14 protein-coding genes, 1 tRNA gene and 3 pseudogenes are annotated in these 16,922 nt (G+C 40.9%); 13 read left to right on the top strand and 5 right to left on the bottom strand.

The annotated features are described in order from the left end of the window. The first annotated feature begins 621 nt into the window (after positions 1-621). The 9 genes from HC246_RS16055 (at position 622) to HC246_RS16015 (ending at position 9,000) form a co-directional block, all read left to right on the top strand. Positions 622-1,359, top strand: coding sequence for a DUF928 domain-containing protein (locus HC246_RS16055; protein WP_169364260.1), 738 nt, complete (start codon positions 622-624; stop codon positions 1,357-1,359). Further along, positions 1,334-3,040 (top strand): CHASE2 domain-containing protein, encoded by a 1,707-nt coding sequence (locus HC246_RS16050; RefSeq protein WP_169364259.1) that lies wholly within the window; start codon positions 1,334-1,336, stop codon positions 3,038-3,040. The genes HC246_RS16055 and HC246_RS16050 overlap by 26 nt, the downstream gene beginning before the upstream one ends. Before the next feature lie 257 nt (positions 3,041-3,297). Then, entirely contained in the window at positions 3,298-4,989 is a 1,692-nt protein-coding gene (locus tag HC246_RS16045) for an ABC1 kinase family protein (protein WP_169364258.1), read from the top strand. Positions 4,990-5,159: 170 nt separating this feature from the next. Next, positions 5,160-5,897, top strand: coding sequence for a Stp1/IreP family PP2C-type Ser/Thr phosphatase (locus tag HC246_RS16040; RefSeq protein ID WP_169364257.1), 738 nt, complete (start codon positions 5,160-5,162; stop codon positions 5,895-5,897). A gap of 63 nt (positions 5,898-5,960) precedes the next feature. Beyond that, positions 5,961-6,545 carry a DUF4157 domain-containing protein gene (locus HC246_RS16035; RefSeq protein WP_169364256.1) on the top strand — a complete coding sequence of 195 codons (585 nt, stop codon included), beginning with the start codon at positions 5,961-5,963 and terminating at the stop codon, positions 6,543-6,545. A 112-nt stretch (positions 6,546-6,657) separates the two neighbouring features. Then, on the top strand, positions 6,658-7,254 hold the full coding sequence (gene recR / locus HC246_RS16030) for a recombination mediator RecR (protein ID WP_169364255.1): 597 nt from the start codon (positions 6,658-6,660) through the stop codon (positions 7,252-7,254). Between the two features lie 135 nt (positions 7,255-7,389). Next, complete coding sequence (locus HC246_RS16025) at positions 7,390-7,908, top strand: YdcF family protein (RefSeq protein ID WP_225902966.1); 519 nt, start codon at positions 7,390-7,392, stop codon at positions 7,906-7,908. 131 nt (positions 7,909-8,039) lie between these two features. Beyond that, positions 8,040-8,112, top strand: a tRNA-Phe gene (locus HC246_RS16020). Between the two features lie 363 nt (positions 8,113-8,475). Next, on the top strand, positions 8,476-9,000 hold the full coding sequence (locus tag HC246_RS16015) for an FKBP-type peptidyl-prolyl cis-trans isomerase (RefSeq protein WP_169364253.1): 525 nt from the start codon (positions 8,476-8,478) through the stop codon (positions 8,998-9,000). A gap of 108 nt (positions 9,001-9,108) precedes the next feature. On the opposite strand, the gene HC246_RS16010 is transcribed toward HC246_RS16015, so the two are convergent. Continuing rightward, positions 9,109-9,426, bottom strand: coding sequence for a hypothetical protein (locus HC246_RS16010; RefSeq protein ID WP_169364252.1), 318 nt, complete (start codon positions 9,424-9,426; stop codon positions 9,109-9,111). A gap of 516 nt (positions 9,427-9,942) precedes the next feature. On the opposite strand from HC246_RS16010, the pseudogene HC246_RS16005 reads away from it, so the two are divergent. Continuing rightward, positions 9,943-10,200, top strand: a pseudogene (locus HC246_RS16005) (FKBP-type peptidyl-prolyl cis-trans isomerase); the annotation flags it as partial. Positions 10,201-10,308: 108 nt separating this feature from the next. Here the strand turns inward: HC246_RS16005 and HC246_RS16000 are convergent. Beyond that, entirely contained in the window at positions 10,309-10,668 is a 360-nt protein-coding gene (locus HC246_RS16000; RefSeq protein ID WP_169364251.1) for a hypothetical protein, read from the bottom strand. A gap of 485 nt (positions 10,669-11,153) precedes the next feature. On the opposite strand from HC246_RS16000, the pseudogene HC246_RS15995 reads away from it, so the two are divergent. Next, positions 11,154-11,411 (top strand): annotated as a pseudogene (locus tag HC246_RS15995) (FKBP-type peptidyl-prolyl cis-trans isomerase); the annotation flags it as partial. Positions 11,412-11,612: 201 nt separating this feature from the next. Here the strand turns inward: HC246_RS15995 and HC246_RS15990 are convergent. After that, positions 11,613-11,972 (bottom strand): hypothetical protein, encoded by a 360-nt coding sequence (locus tag HC246_RS15990; protein WP_169364250.1) that lies wholly within the window; start codon positions 11,970-11,972, stop codon positions 11,613-11,615. Positions 11,973-12,449: 477 nt separating this feature from the next. Between HC246_RS15990 and HC246_RS15985 the strand changes: the two are divergent. After that, a pseudogene (locus HC246_RS15985) lies at positions 12,450-12,707 on the top strand (FKBP-type peptidyl-prolyl cis-trans isomerase); the annotation flags it as partial. A 42-nt stretch (positions 12,708-12,749) separates the two neighbouring features. Here HC246_RS15985 and ilvA read toward each other — a convergent pair. Further along, on the bottom strand, positions 12,750-14,261 hold the full coding sequence (ilvA, locus tag HC246_RS15980; protein ID WP_169364249.1) for a threonine ammonia-lyase, biosynthetic: 1,512 nt from the start codon (positions 14,259-14,261) through the stop codon (positions 12,750-12,752). A 221-nt stretch (positions 14,262-14,482) separates the two neighbouring features. Between ilvA and HC246_RS15975 the strand changes: the two genes are divergently transcribed. Continuing rightward, a complete protein-coding gene (locus tag HC246_RS15975; RefSeq protein ID WP_211167723.1) occupies positions 14,483-15,961 on the top strand; it encodes a phosphoglucomutase/phosphomannomutase family protein in 1,479 nt (492 codons plus the stop codon). Positions 15,962-15,992: 31 nt separating this feature from the next. Here HC246_RS15975 and HC246_RS15970 read toward each other — a convergent pair whose 3' ends face one another. Then, the gene (locus tag HC246_RS15970; RefSeq protein ID WP_169364248.1) at positions 15,993-16,829 is read right to left on the bottom strand and encodes a sigma-70 family RNA polymerase sigma factor; all 837 of its coding nucleotides are present in this window, start codon (positions 16,827-16,829) and stop codon (positions 15,993-15,995) included. Positions 16,830-16,922: the final 93 nt, after the last annotated feature.

Here is a 16,922-nt window from a genome sequence, read left to right as displayed (position 1 = left end):
TAAAATAATTCTGATTTGCAATATATTTTTCCGACAATTTCATTCCTATCATGGACTAGGATGGCTATGCAAAGATAATGACGCTATTAATATGAGAAAATAGTGATAGCTGGCATCATTTAGGAGTTATTTATAAAACATTTTAAAGATTTAATTAGGAATTTCCTTGACAAAAACTGCTGTGTGTAAATATATAAACAAATTGGGTAAGATGATCTTCTGTATTTCCTGCAATGAGTCAGAAATACTATTAGATTTGGGATTAAAGAAATATTCAATATAACCAAACTATACTTTTTGTATAACTTTACGATGTATCCAATCTATTTTAAATAGCTATAATTGTATTTATAAAAGGCGAATGTAATTTTTAATTAATTTAAACGCTAAAGCCTCATAAATTATTCAATCATTTTTCGCGTTTCGTTCGTTAGGCAAACTATTGAAAATGATTTATGATGCTTAGACCATGTTGAATAAACAATTTCCAGAAGCCTTTTAAGAAGCTAGTAAAAATACAAGACTTTAGAGCTAGTGAAAGTTCTTAAATAGCTAAAAATCTTAATCTTTAGATTGATATTAAAGCTAAAAATATAATTTTGAATACGTTACATCTGTCTTATGAACCATAAAATATGTCTGACATGCCTCACACTTGTTTTACTACCACTTTCGGTAGTCTCAATCCCTAACTTAGACCCGAATAGTTTCGCCAGACCTACATCAGAGAGCATTTCTTTTAAGCCACCTAAGCAAGGTACACCTAAAACAACAACTGGTGCTGCCACTCGTGACGGGAAAACCTGTTTAAATGATCTCTCAAAATCCGATGTCCAAACTGGAGCGATCTTGCCACAGTCAAGTTTTGGCTTAACAGTCTCTAGCCATCCCGAATTCCTGATATATAAAGCGCAAACTTCAGCTAAGCAAATGCTATTTAGCTTAAAAAGTGATGATGGTGAGCTAGTTTATCAAACCTTCTTACCTTTTCCATCAGATACAGGAATTGTGGCTATTAAAATGCCTAGTGATGCACCAGAATTAGTTGCAAATAAAACATATAAGTGGACAATGGTAGTTATCTGTGGAAAATCTCTCAGACCAGATAGCCCTGCCATTGAAGGCTGGATTCAACGGACTACTAAATCACCAACTCTTGCTTCTAAGCTGCAATCATCTTCACCTCTGGAGAAAGTTGCCTTATATGGCGAAAATGGTATTTGGTATGACATGGTCAGTGATCTCAATAGATTGCGTCGAGAGAAATCTCCTGATACCCAAGTAATAACGAAAGCTTGGGAAAAATTGCTAAAAGATCAAGGACTTCAATCAGTTGAACCTATTGCGCGTCTTAAATAAGTTTGTCAGTGCTGCTAATAGATTTAGAAGTAGTATATTTGCACTAGCTATACTGATCGCCATCATTATCTTTACAGCACAGACAACGGGCATATTTGAATTACTAGAATCTAATTTATTAGATAAATTCTTTCAAATTCGCGCTTCTGAGGGAATGGAAGCGCGAATTGTTATGATTACCTTTGATGATGTGGATATTTCTAAAATTGGGAAATGGCCATTTTCTGATGCGGTAGTAGCAAAGATGATTACTAAGGTGCGGAATGGCAAACCTAGGGTCATTGGATTGGATGTATACCGTAATATACCTGTAGATTCAGGCTTTGAGGAGCTAAAAAGTGTTTTGCAATCTACTCCAAATCTGATTGTTGCCGAAAAAATTGTTCAACCCAGTGTGTCGCCACCTAATTACATTAGTTACGATCAGCAAGTTGGGTTTGTGGATGTGATGGTTGATGAGGATGGGATAGTAAGACGGGGCTTGCTATCAGTGGAAAAGGACGGCGGGGAAATAGTTTACAGTTTTGCAATCAAGATCGCCTTGCAATATCTACGGGCTGAAAATATATCCCCTCAGATTAGTACAGGTAGCGATCGCGCAGTTACTCTTGGTAAAGCCAAAATCTTACCTTACCAATCGGGGTATGAATTTACTGATGATGGCGGCTATCAAACTCTGATGAATTATCGTTGTCGGACGGATTGTTTTCAGTCAATTTCGATGACCGATGTTTTAGCTGGTAAATATCCTCAAAATTTGTTTGAAAATCGCATCGTTTTGATTGGTTCTACTGCTGAAAGTCTACGCGACTTCTTTCTCTCACCCTATGGCAAGATTCCTGGGGTTTATATTCATGCCAACTTGATATCGCAAATTGTGAATGGAGCAATTAATGGACGACCATTCTTGCAAACTAGCCCCAAATGGATAGAAGGCATACTAGTACTCTTGAGTTCTTTCGTAGGTGTTAATGGGATTTCCAGCTTTCTGCGACTAGGTAGTCTGGGTAAAAGCCAATTCATTATTGGGATCATCACTTTTCTTTCAATATCAGTTTTTGGACTGTTAGTAATTAGCTACCTATCCTTTTTACTGAGCCTATGGCTGCCCATAGTTCCCACTGTCTTCTCCTTTCTATTCAGTAGCGTTATTTCCATCATTTATTTAAGTGAAAAATTTCGCTATGCCTCAAATATCGATGAACTCACCCAAATTGCTAATCGTCGCTATTTCGATCGCTTTCTCCATAAAAACTTCAATACCAAAAAAGATTTGTCGGTAATTCTCTGTGATATCGACCATTTCAAGCTTTACAACGATAGCTATGGACACCAATCGGGGGATTTGTGCTTAAAACAGGTTGCTAGTGCTATTGCTAAATCGGTGCGAAGTGGTGAGTTAGCGGGAAGATATGGGGGGGAAGAGTTTGCTGTTGTGCTTCCTGATGCTGATTTTGAGGCAGCCTTATCTGTTGCTGAGAGAATTGTCATGAATGTGCGGTCATTAAATATTCCTCACAAAAGCTCGAAGACCAGTAACATTGTGACCTTGAGCTGTGGAATTGCAACAATGACCGTTGAAGATGGTTCTAGCTTAGATTTGTTGATCAGGGCTGATCGGGCACTCTATAAAGCGAAAGAACTGGGACGCGATCGCGCTGTCGGATCTGACCAAGTTTAGTTACAGCGCTTTGTGCTCAAAACCAAACCAAGATATTTTTTGAAAGGCTTGCTTCGCAAGCCTTTCAAAAAATATCTTGTGGTTCGTTTGATCGAAAATTGCTGTAAGGCATCATCCATCGAGAGAGTTTGTGCTTTTGGGGGCAAACTCTCTCGATGGATATACACTTATTTTCTAATATTAAAATGTGTAAATATTCGGGTTAAGATGTAAAGGTTTGTTACAAGTTTTAGCAGTCCTTCCATCGTTAGTGAGCCGTGTCAGCTTTATCTTCTGAACCCAATTATCGCTGGAGTCGTGACAACTACTCTGAACTCGCCCGCACCATAGACATCTGGCGCACTGTTCTTACCTTTTCTTGGATGATCTGGATTGACGGTAAAAAATGGAGCTATGTCGGGGGCAAGACTGAAGCCAAGGTTAAAAAACGCACTCGTCAACGGGCGATCTGGCTACGCGAATCAATGCTGCAACTTGGTCCCACATTTATTAAAGTTGGGCAATTGCTTTCTACCCGTGCTGATATTTTGCCAACGGAGTCTGTCGAGGAACTATCAAAGTTACAGGATAAGGTTCCTGCCTTTACTGCTGAAAAAGCCAAGCAAATTATTGAGTCAGACTTAGGTAAACCAGTCGAGCAAATGTTTGCTTACTTTGATCCCATTCCCCTCGCCGCCGCAAGCCTAGGACAAGTACATAAGGCGCAATTGCATTCGGGTGAAGAAATCGTTGTCAAGGTACAACGTCCGGGATTATTAAAATTATTTGCGATCGATTTAGGGATTCTCAAAAAAATTGCGGAATATTTCCAAAATCATCCTAAATATGGTCGGGGGCGTGATTGGGTTGGTATCTATGAAGAGTGTCGCAAAATTCTCTACGAGGAAGCTGATTATCTCAATGAAGGTCGTAATGCTGACACCTTTCGCCGCAATTTTCGAGGCGATCGCCGCATTATGGTTCCCCGCGTTTATTGGCGCTATGCCTCTAGACGAGTGCTCACGCTGGAATATATGCCGGGGATCAAGGTGAGTAACTACGATGCTCTCGAAGCCGCAGGGATCGATCGCAAAATCATCGCTCGGATTGGCGCGGAATCATATCTTGAACAATTGCTCAATCATGGCTTTTTCCATGCTGATCCCCATCCTGGGAATTTAGCAGTCACTGGTAAAGGAGAGTTGATTTTCTATGATTTCGGGATGATGGGGCAAATCCAAACGATTACTCGTGACAAGTTGCTCCGCACATTCTTCGGGATCGCCCAAAAAGATGCGGAGGCAGTAGTGAACTCGCTGATCGATCTAGGAGCCTTAGAAGTTAAGGGTGATATTGGACCAATTCGGCGATCGGTGCAGTATATGCTCGACAACTTTATGGGGCAACCTATGGATAAGCAATCCGTAGCTGCTATTAGTGATGATTTGTACGATATTGCTTATGACCAACCATTTCGTTTCCCTGCTACCTTTACCTTTGTGATGAGAGCGCTCTCAACCCTTGAAGGTCTAGGTAAAGGACTCGATCCTAGTTTTAACTTTATGGAAGTCGCAAAACCCTACGCAACAAATCTTATGGAAAATGGTAGTGCTAAGGAATCAGGTAATTTATCCACCGCTTTTTTCGGTGAACTAGGCAGACAGGCAGCACAGGTAAGTAATACCGCGATCGCTTTACCTCGACGCATTGATGACACCCTTGCTAAGCTTGATCGTGGTGATATTCGCGTCAGAATTAAATCTCAAGAAACCGATCGCCTCCTGCGTCGCCTTAGTAATGTAGGTATTGGTGCAATTTATGCACTCTTGGGAGCAACTTGTTTACTATGTGCCACCCTTTTATTGGTCAATGGCTGGTTTGTTCCCGCGATTGTGGCAACACTCTTTGCCATAGTTTTTGTATTAGTTTTATTACGATTACTATCGCGAATTGATCGTCCTGAACGATGATTTCCTTATAAATCAAATTTAGTATTTGCAATACTTTAAGCATTGCAAATACTAAATTTGATTTTGATGATAGTTTATGAATATTACTGTAGTTTTTGCCTGTGAAGGTTAAACTAAAGATTGCGGTAGAAGAACTGGTCAATTAAATACGTCGAGTCGAACCACCTAACATGAAGCGTCTATTTGCGGGAGCAACCGATACGGGCTGTGTGAGATCAGCCAACCAAGATTCTTACTATATCGATCCAGATGGGCGATTTTTTGTAGTTGCCGATGGCATGGGAGGACACGCAGGGGGGGAAGTAGCAAGTAAGATTGCTGTAGATTCCATTCGAGCTTGTCTAGAATCTCTCTGGGATGCTGAGACAGATCCCCAAAAGCTGATGCAGGATGCGATCGACAAGGCAAATCAAGCCATTATTAATGATCAAATGGCTAATCCTGTGCGATCGGATATGGGGACAACGGTTGTTTTACTCCTCTTTCGCGATGATCAGCCTTGGTTTTGTCATATTGGTGACTCGCGCTTGTATCGCTTACGTGGTGCAAAGCTGGAACAAATTAGCGATGACCATACATGGATTGCGCGTGCGATTCAAACGGGGGTGGTAAATGCTGATGATGCCAAAAGCCACCCTTGGCGACATATGCTCTTGCAATGCTTGGGACGTGAAGATCTCAAATCGATTACTGCCCGTGAAATTGAGTGGCAACCAGGCGATCGCTTTTTGATTTGTAGTGATGGCTTGACCGAGGAACTGAGCGACGATCGCATTACCCATCAACTCAAAAGCATTCGTAATTGTCAGCAAGCTGCTGAAGCCTTGATTGATTCAGCCAAGACACGCGGCGGACGTGACAACATTACTGTAGTAATTGTTTCTAACGAATTAAATCCAAATTCATAAAATTCATAATAGGTAGAGGTTTCGCTTTGCGTCGCCTCTATTTGTCTAGTTATCTAGAAACCTATGAATAGTCTGCGGAGAATTAGCTTTTTAATTTTGTTAACCCTATCAGTAGTAGCGCTGATAGGGCTTTCGGATGTGAGTTTTTTCGCTAATTCCGAGGCAAAATCTACCCTAGCCGAGGAGGCTTGGGGACAGGCAGGCTCGATCGCTTATCAAGCGGCGGCAAGAACGATGCGCTCTAAAAATGGTGAAGGCAAACCTTTAGATAATGTACAAAAACGTTATCTACGTCGGTACTTCATTGATTATCTTGATCGGGTGACAGTAATTTATGACGCGCAAATGATGGATCGCTGGATCTTAGGCAATGTTGCAGTTCATTTTGGCAAAGTAGAGACGATCGCCCAAACCTATTGCGATCGCATTTATTTACGCGATCCCTATCAACCCGAAGATCTAAAACAATTAGGAATCATTGCCCATGAAATGGTACATGTGCGCCAATGCGCTCAGAATGGTGGCTTAGATCAATTCGGCTATCAATATTTTGTGGAATATAAACGCGCTAAGCAAAAGTACGAAAATAATCTCATGGAGCGCGAAGCCTATGATTTACAAAGTCGCTTTGTCAAAACCAACCAATAAAGTGTTTTGAAAGCGTGGCTTTGCCGCGCTTTCAAAAATCTCTCTGTGATTCAAGTCGGAGCAAAGCGCTGTAACGTTAAAATTAGTAACGTTACCTTATGTCTTCGCTGTTTTGTATACTCGACCTCTCGCTAATCTCATCGAACAATTGCAGCGTCTCCCCGGAGTGGGGGCAAAAACTGCTCAACGCTTATCCCTTCATATCATCAAGCGTCCCACTGAAGAGATCGAAGCCCTTGCTCAAGCATTAATTCAAGCCAAGCAACAGGTGGGTAGTTGCACCGTATGTGGACATTTATCGGCGGAACCCATCTGCGAGATTTGCGCCCATCCTAGTCGCGATAATTCGATTATTTGTGTAGTCGCTGATTCCCGTGACCTCATTGCTCTAGAGAAAACTCGCGAATATCGAGGTAAATACCATGTGCTCGGTGGTCTCATTTCACCAATGGATGGCATTAGTCCCGATCAACTCAATATCCAAAGCCTTGTCCGTCGCGTTAGTGGCAATAAAGTCACTGAGGTAATTATGGCGATCGCGCCTAGTGTCGAAGGAGAAACCACTACTTTATATGTCGGTGGCTTATTAAAACCATTTACAAAAGTTACGCGAATTGCCTTTGGTATTCCTATGGGCGGTGATTTAGAATATGCAGATGAGGTAACACTCGCCAAAGCGATCGAGGGCAGACGTGAACTAGATTTTTGATAGCTACACCCTTCGGGTGTAGCTATCAAAAATCTAGAAATATCTTGTTGCATATTGTTCCATCATGCAGATAATATTTTGCTGGTTTGCAACACAAGAATGATGATGATTAACCCATTCCATAGTAGAAGTTCTATGACAGCCTTATCTGGGTTAATTGGGTCTGGGTGCATGATCTTTGGTTTGCCATGCTTACCCCCAATCATTGCCAGTGCATCTACAAGAGAGCCACAGGCGATCTTAGTATTAGGCGGTTCTCCTACCCGCGAAAAGTTTGCTGCTCAATTTGCTTTACAACATCCTAAATTGCCAATCTTTGTATCATCAGGCAGTCCAGAGGAATATGCTCAGTATGTGTTTGATAGCGCAGGGGTAGATCGTAGTCGTATCCATTTGGATTATCGGGCTGTGGATACTGTTTCTAACTTTACGATTATGGTATCGGAGCTTCAGAAACGTAATATTACGGATGTATATGTGATTACATCGGATTTTCATATGCCCCGTGCTCTAGTGATTGGCAAAATTGTGTTAGGTAGTCGCGGTATTGAAATGTACCCCGTCACCATTCCCTCAACGATTAAGTCAGAAAACCCTACAAAATCGTTGCGCGATGGATTGCGATCAGTGTTTTGGCTAGTTACAGGTTCATAAACAAGAAGCCAGACCTGAGGTCTGGCTTCTTGTTTGGGGAAATGCTCCAAATTTCTAGACAATTTTAAAAAAACTATTGCTTGAAAATCCTAAATAGTGTTATCTTAATCAAGCGCTAAAAAAAGCGCCGAGCCGGGATAGCTCAGTTGGTAGAGCAGTGGACTGAAAATCCACGTGTCACGAGTTCAAATCTCGTTCCTGGCATAGTTATAAAAAGAGTTCGCTTCGCGAACTCTTTTTTGTTATGAGCTATTTGTTGATTTTTCGAGAACTAAGTAAAGTCAGTTCTGGTTAATCTTTTAAGTTTTATAAGCCCATAATCGAAAGACTTGCGAAGTAAGTCTTTCGATTATGGGCGTTGAGAGAGGGTTTGCTACGCAAACCCTCTCTCAACGCCTTTTTAAATTATGCTGAACTCGCATTACATAAAATCGCAATAAATTTTTTGAAAGTGTTACTTTGTAACACTTTCAAAAAATTTATTGGTTCTGGTTTCAGCGCAAAGCACTGTAATTGTTATAAGATGCCAAAAGCGAAGTCATCACGTAATTGATTGGAGATATAGCCTTGAAAGGAATTTTGATTAGCTTTGGCATTATGGCAGTCGCTGTATTGGTCATTGTATTTGCCCAAATTACGGGCGCACAGACCGCAGTTGCTAGTGTGTCTACAGGTGTACCCTCCACAGGCGTACCAAATCAAACAGAAGTAAAAATAGCAGAAGCACCTTTAATTAATATGAGTGATTCCGAAATCAAAGAAACTGGCACTGGGCTTAAATATCAAGTAATCACTGCTGGTACAGGTGCAACACCTAAGAAGGGCGATACCGTCGTTGTGCATTACACAGGTACTCTCGAAGATGGAACTAAGTTCGATAGTTCCCGCGATCGCAATAGTCCTTTTTCCTTTAAGCTTGGCGTTGGTCAGGTAATTAAGGGCTGGGATGAAGGTTTGGCAGATATGCGCGTTGGCGATCGCCGTACCTTGATTATTCCTCCAGACCTTGGTTATGGCGCTCGTGGCGCAGGTGGAGTTATTCCTCCTAATGCCACCTTGATTTTTGATGTGGAACTACTACGTATTTCATAATCAAAAAAGCACCACCTAAAGGTGGTGCTTTTTTGATTATTGCAGGGATTTATGCTGCAAATTTCGAGTAAGAGAGCAAAAAACTGAGATTGAGAAACGGTATAAACTTTATCTAAATGTAAAGTCCGGGAAATCGGGAAATGAGATATTCCAAGTGTTCATGCTGTACAGCTGTTTTAGTTCTATTCCTGTTACCTCACTCAGTATCTCTTTCACTTCTTCGTCAGTCTCTGCAAGCTCAATTAGTTTGTGAGAAAATTCTTGAGCAAACTTTTGAGGATCAGGAGTATCGAAAGGCTGTGACATCATGTAATTCCCCCTTGATTTGTGTTTACCTCCCATTAAATGTAAATAATCAGGAAGACACTTTAAAATATCACTTGATTTATCAAGCTTAGAGCATATCCATGATGGTTCACTTTTCATATGTTCGTTTTGAACTAGAAAAAATAAATAATAACCCATAAAACCTCATAAATATATTGAAAATGATCTAAATTCTTGATGAGAAGACATACAATTAGGGTATGTTCTTTCAAAAGGACAGTACTTACAAATAGAGATAATAGATAAACAGATGTAATAGATATAAGAAATTAAAAATTTTCACCTCTACATATCTATAAAATCGCTGATTAGTCATACGAAATTATCTTCCCAACAAAGTTAAAAAGGTGCTCCTTCGGATTACTAAAATTATTAAATGCTATTTTTTACCATCCTATTCCTATGGGAATTTTAGTATAAGGTTTTTACTTTTGCAATCTTTAATTTCTAATACTTTTTGTTGGGCATTACTTATCTTAAAAATTCGCCACTTTATTATTTTTTTCTTCCTCTATCAGCAGAATGTAAGATTGAAAATGCTCTTCTACTAGATTAGAACCGTAAAAATTTCTCTCTTTTTTATAGCTATTTATGCCATGCCTCGCACGGCACAAAGTTGTACATTACACTGGTTCTCTCTAATACGGGACTAAGTTCGATAGTTCTCGCGATCGCAATAGTCCTTTTTCCTTCAAGCTTGGCGTTGGTCAGGTAATTAAGGGCTGGGATGAAGGTTTGGCAGATATGCGCGTTGGCGATCGCCGTACCTTGATTATTCCTCCAGACCTTGGTTATGGCGCTCGTGGCGCAGGTGGAGTTATTCCTCCTAATGCCACCTTGATTTTTGATGTGGAACTACTACGTATTTCATAATCAAAAAAGCACCACCTAAAGGTGGTGCTTTTTTGATTATTGCAGGGATTTATGCTGCAAATTTCGAGTAAGAGAGCAAAAAACTGAGATTGAGAAACGGTATAAACTTTATCTAAATGTAAAGTCCGGGAAATCGGGAAATGAGATATTCCAAGTGTTCATGCTGTACTGCTGTTGTAGTTCTATTCCTGTTACCTGAAAACCCAGTATCTCTTTCACTTTTTCGTCAGTCTCTGCAAGCTCAAATAGTTTGTGAGAAAATTCTTGAGCAAACCCTTGAGGATCAGGAGTAACGAAAGGTTTTGACATCATGTAACGCCCCCTTGAGTTCTTGCCTGGGCTGAAATATAATTTATCAGGAAGATACTTTAAAATATCACTTGATTTATGAAGCTTAGAGCATATGCTTGATAGGTAAGGCATAATACGTTCGTGTTCAACTAGAAAAAATAAATAATACTCGGCCATAAATACCTCATAAATGTATTGAAAATGATCTAAATTCTTGATGAGAAGACATACAATTAGGGTATGTTCTTTCAAAAGGACAGTACTTATAAATAGAGATAATAGATAAACAGATGTAATAGATATAAGAAATTAAAAATTTTCACCTCTACATATCTATAAAATCGCTGATTAGTCATACGAAATTATCTTCCCAACAAAGTTAGAAAGGTACTAATTTAACTTACTAAAATCATTAAATGCTGTTTTTTACCATCCTATTCCTATGGGAATTTTAGTATAGGGTTTTTACTTTTGCAACCTTTAATTTCTAATACTTTTTGTTGGGTATTACTTATCTTAAAAATTCGCCACTTTATTATTTTTTCTCCCTCTATCAGCCTATCAGCAGAATGTAAGATTGAAAATGCTCTTCTACTAGATTAGAACCGTAAAAATTTCTCTCTTTTTTATAGCTATTTATGCCATGCCTCGCACGGCACAAAGTTGTACATTACACTGGTTCTCTCTAATACGGGACTAAGTTCGATAGTTCTCGCGATCGCAATAGTCCTTTTTCCTTCAAGCTTGGCGTTGGTCAGGTAATTAAGGGCTGGGATGAAGGTTTGGCAGATATGCGCGTTGGCGATCGCTACACCTTGATTATTCCTCCCGATCTCGGTTATGGCGCTCGTGGCGCAGGTGGAGTTATTCCTCCTAATGCCACCTTGATTTTTGATGTGGAACTATTACGTATTTCATAATCAAAAAAGCACCACCTAAAGGTGGTGCTTTTTTGATTATTGCAGGGATTTATGCTGCAAATTTTTTAATCATCTTAATTTGATGTATGTGATCTCGAACTAGCAACTTTCGAGTAAGAGAGCAAAAAAACTGAGATTGAGAAACGGTATAAGCTTTGTCATGTACGCCCACGAAGCAAATAATCAGTCCTCCGATCCAAATCAAAAGTCCTCCGATCCAAATCTAAATTTGGGAAATGAGATATTCCAAGTGTTCATGCTGTACCGCTGTTGTAGTTCTATTCCTGTTACCTCAAAACTCAGTATCTTTTTCACTTGTTTGTCAGTCTCTGCAAGCGCAATTAGTTTGTGAGAAAATTCTTGAGCAAACCCTTGAGGATCAGGAGTAACGAAAGGTTCTGACATCATGTAATGCCCCCTTGAGTGCTCGCCTGCGTTGAAATATAATTCATCAGGAAGACACTTTAAAATATCACTTGATTTATCAAGCTTAGAGCATATGCTTGATGGGTCACCCATATGTTGGTGTCGAACTAGAAAAAATAAATAATACTCGGGCATAAATACCTCATAAATGTATTGAAAATGATCTAAATTCTTGATGAGAAGACATACAATTAGGGTATGTTCTTTAAAAAGGACAGTACTTATAAATAGAGATAATAGATAAACAGATGTAATAGATATAAGAAATTAAAAATTTTCATCTCTACATATCTATAAAATCGCTGATTAGTCATACGAAATTATCTTTCCAACAAAGTTAAAAAGGTGCTCCTTCGGATTACTAAAATTATTAAATGCTATTTTTTACCATCCTATTCCTATGGGAATTTTAGTATAAGGTTTTTACTTTTGCAATCTTTAATTTCTAATACTTTTTGTTGGGCATTACTTACCTTAAAAATTCGCCACTTTATTATTTTTTCTTCCTCTATCAGCAGAATGTAAGATTGAAAATGCTCTTCTACTAGATTAGAACCGTAAAAATTTCTCTCTTTTTTATAGCTATTTATGCCATGCCTCGCACGGCGCAAAGTTGTACATTACACAGGTACGCTCGAAGATGGAACTAAGTTCGATAGTTCTCGCGATCGCAATAGTCCTTTTTCCTTCAAGCTTGGCGTTGGTCAGGTAATTAAGGGCTGGGATGAAGGTTTGGCAGATATGCGCGTTGGCGATCGCCGTACCTTGATTATTCCTCCAGACCTTGGTTATGGCGCTCGTGGAGCAGGTGGAGTTATTCCTCCTAATGCCACCTTGATTTTTGATGTGGAACTATTGCGTATTTCATAATAAAAAAAGCACCACCTTTAGGTGGTGCTTTTTTTATGAAACTCAGCCTAAAAATAGCTTATAGACAGGATTTTGGCTTTCATCCCAATAGCGATAGCCAAGGGTATCGAGAAATGCTTGCCATTCTTGCATTTCTGTAGGGGGAACCTGCACACCCACAACGATTCTGCCGTAGTCAGCGCCATTATTTCGATAATGGAACAAGCTAATATTCCAATGAGGACTCATCGAGCCGACAAACTTCATTAAGGCTCCCGGACGCTCAGGAAACTCAAAGCGATAGAGTAGTTCATTATGGGCAAGAGGCGATCGCCCTCCGACCATATGCCGCAAATGCAGTTTCGTTAATTCATCATCTGTAATTTCAATTGCCGTAAATCCATTTTCCGCAAAATTCTTAGCTAGATTGGCAGCATCAGCGCGATTGACAATTTGAATACCTGTGAAAATATGGGCAATTTCTTGATCGGCGATGCGATAACTAAACTCGGTTAAGTTGCGCTTACCTAAAAGTCCACAGAACTTTCGTAAGCTGCCTGCCTGTTCAGGAATTGTCACCGCAAAAATGGCTTCTCGATGCTCACCAAGTTCCGCCCGTTCCGCAACAAAGCGTAAACGATCGAAGTTCATGTTTGCACCACAGGCGATCGCTACGAGAGTTTGCCCCTCGATTCCTTCACGTTCGACATAAGCCTTTGCACCAGCGATCGCTAAAGCGCCAGCAGGTTCTAAAATCGAGCGTGTATCTTCAAAAACATCCTTAATCGCAGCACAGGTGTTATCCGTATCGACTAATAAAATCTCATCAACATATTGCTGACAAAGGCGAAAGGTTTCTTGCCCAACTTCACGCACTGCCACACCATCGGCGAATAGTCCTACTTGATCGAGGCGAACTCGATGTCCTGCCTCTAGCGATCGGGACATCGCATCAGAATCTTTCGGTTCTACCCCAATAATTTTAATTTCAGGGCGTAAGCGTTTGACATAGGCTGCCACCCCTGAAATTAAGCCACCACCACCGATCGCTACAAAAATTGCATGAATTGGCTTCTGACATTGGCGCAAAATCTCCATCCCAATCGTTCCCTGTCCTGCAATGACATCAGGATCATCAAAGGGATGGATAAAGGTTAAATGCTTTTCTGCTTCTAGTTGACGGGCATGGGCATAGGCATCATCGTAGGTATCACCATGCAAGACTACTTCCCCACCCCGCATTTTTACCGCATTCACTTTTACTAGTGGTGTAGTCACAGGCATGACAATAATTGCTTTAGTGCCAAGTTCGCGAGCGCTGAGGGCAACTCCCTGTGCATGATTTCCTGCGGAAGCGGCAATCACTCCATTAGCCAATAAATCGGGCGGTAATTGTGCCATCTTGTTATAAGCACCACGCAATTTAAAAGAGAATACTGATTGCATATCTTCTCTTTTTAGCAACAGACGATTATTTAACCTTGCTGATAAATTGGGAGCATATTCTAAGGGAGATTCTTGCGCGACATCATACACGCGAGCTTTGAGGATTCGTTCTAAATAGTCAGATTGCATACAGATCGCACAGCGCCGTCAGCTTGTTCATCAATTTGGCAAGCTACAATTTTACTCTCTTTTTTCTTATAGCAGTCCTAAATCATTTGTAGATTTTTGTTTTTTGTAGAAGCGCACCCCTTTGGGGTGCACTTCTACAAAACATTTAGGATTGCCATAAATTCTGGGTTCTTAATGGGAATTCACGATAAACTTTAGCTAGAAGAAATTTTAAAAGGCTTATGCAAGGCAAATTCCCATTGTATCCCCCCATACGCTTTGGCACTGACGGTTGGAGAGGTATCATTGCTGATGACTTTACCTTCGATCGCTTAGCAGCAGTTGCCCCGATCGCCGCCCATATTTTGCGTGAAACCTTTGGTGAATCAGGCAGCAATACGATCATTGTTGGGTACGATCGCCGATTCATGTCTGATACTTTTGCCAAACGTACTGCCGAGGTCGTAGCTGCGATCGGATTTGACGTACTTCTTGCCGATGATTTTGCGCCTACTCCTGCTTTTAGTTGGGCAGCTTATGATCGCAAGGCTTTAGGAGCTTTAGTCATTACCGCCAGTCATAATCCAGCGAATTATTCAGGATTAAAAATCAAAGGTGCATTTGGTGGATCGGTTTCGCCAGATATCACGGCAAAGGTTGAAGAAATTTTGGAACGTGGCGACTTTGTTTATGAAACTCCTCAGAAGGGCAAAATTGAGACTTTTGATGCATGGGAAAGTTATTGCCAAGCCTTGCGTGAAAAGGTAAATATTGAGGCGATTAAAGAGGCGATTTCGCTGGGAAAGTTGACGGTATTTGCAGACGTGATGCATGGAGCCGCCGCAAGTGGTTTAGCAAGAATTTTAGAATTGCCAGCCGATGTCCAAACTAATTTGATTGAAATCAATAGTGATAGTGACCCCCTCTTTGGTGGTGGCGCACCTGAGCCATTACCAAAATATATCGCCGATCTCTTCCGTCAGGTTAAAACCTATCATTATGAGCAACCTGAAAAAACTTTGGTAGGTTTTGTCTTTGATGGTGATGCCGATCGCATTGCGGCGACTGATAGCGAAGGAAATTTCTTGAGTTCGCAAATTCTGATTCCGATTCTCTTAGAACATCTCGCCAAAAATCGTGGCTTTAAAGGCGAATTGATTAAAACCATTAGCGGTTCCGATTTGATGCCTAAAGTCGCGGCTCTCTTTGATTTGCCTGTTTACGAAACTCCTGTTGGCTACAAATATATTGCTGAGAGAATGCTGTCGGGAGTCCCTTGTCTATTAGGTGGCGAAGAATCTGGCGGCGTTGGCTATGGCAATCACATTCCAGAACGTGATGCCTTGCTTTCGGCTCTATATGTATTGGAAGCGATCGCCCAATCAGGCAAAGATTTGAGCGTTTTGTATAGCGACTTGCAAAAGCAAACGAATTTCTTCTCCCATTACGATCGCATCGATAAGAAGCTTTCAGGGATGGCAGCCCGTGAGAAGTTAGTGGCTACGCTTCAACAGTTCTCTTTAACAGAAATTGCAGGACGAAAAGTAATCGATGCTCAGGCTCCCGATGGCTTTAAGTTCCGTTTAGAAGATGGCAGTTGGCTATTAGTGCGCTTTAGTGGTACTGAGCCTTTGCTGCGTCTCTATTGCGAAGCCGAAACTCCCGAACTCGTGCATAAAACCCTCAATTGGATTTCCAATTGGGCAGAACAATTCAACTAAAAGAGAAGGGGCGCAAAGCGCCCCTTCTCTTTTAGCAAGCTTCAGCTTCTAATACACAGCGTAAAGTTGATAAGCCTTTTTTGAGTTGACGGGAAATTGTGACAGCACTTACCCCCAACATCTTTGCCACATCCCTTTGAGGCATATCTTCGATAAAGACAAACTCGACAATCTCTCTAGTACGTTGCTCTAAAAGTGATAGAGCTTGATGTAAACGGAATTTCTCATCCTGTTGCGATTGCAAATTGCTCTTAGGATCAGCGACAAGATCGCCAATGGAAGCTGCATCTTCTTCTTCGGAACGGATAGGAGCATCAAGACTTAAAGGAGCGCGATTTTGACAAGCAAGTTTTGCTTCTTGCCATTCAATCAATGTGATTCCTAGTGCATTAGCAACTTCCTGTGCAGAAGGTTCTCTTTGTAAGGTATTGCGTAACTTTTGCATCACACGTATTGATTGCTGTTGCAAGTCTAGCCAACGGCGAGGGATGCGAACTGAGGAGCTTTTGTCACGTAGATAATGTTGAATTTCACCGCGAATGTAGCGAACGGCAAAGGAGCTAAAAGCATAACCGCGATTGAGTTCAAAGCGATCAACTGCGCCGATTAAACCTAATGCCCCCACTTGTAATAAATCGTCATATAGCTCCGAGTGACGATCTGCCCAAAAATGTACTTCTTTTTTGACGAGACCAATATTTAAGCGCACGATGCGATCGCGTAGGTATGCTGATGGTGCTTTGCGATATTGCTTGAGTAATTCGAGGGTTGTGGTTTTGTCTGCCGCCGAAAACTCACGTACCTTATGCGTGGTGATGCTCGACTGAGTGGGAATGTCGGATTCGATAGTGAGTGCTGCGGTAGTCATAGTTTTGCCCTGAACTAATCAAGCTTTTTAATTAAGTCATGAATAACTTGTTTGTTTCGATGTACTTAGATTAGGTGCTTAAAGAGCGATCGT

The organism is Pseudanabaena yagii GIHE-NHR1, from assembly GCF_012863495.1.
In the GTDB taxonomy this organism is placed as follows: Bacteria; Cyanobacteriota; Cyanobacteriia; order Pseudanabaenales; family Pseudanabaenaceae; genus Pseudanabaena; species Pseudanabaena yagii.
Note: the sequence above shows the minus strand (reverse complement) of the source record. Positions and strands in the feature narration are given on the sequence as shown.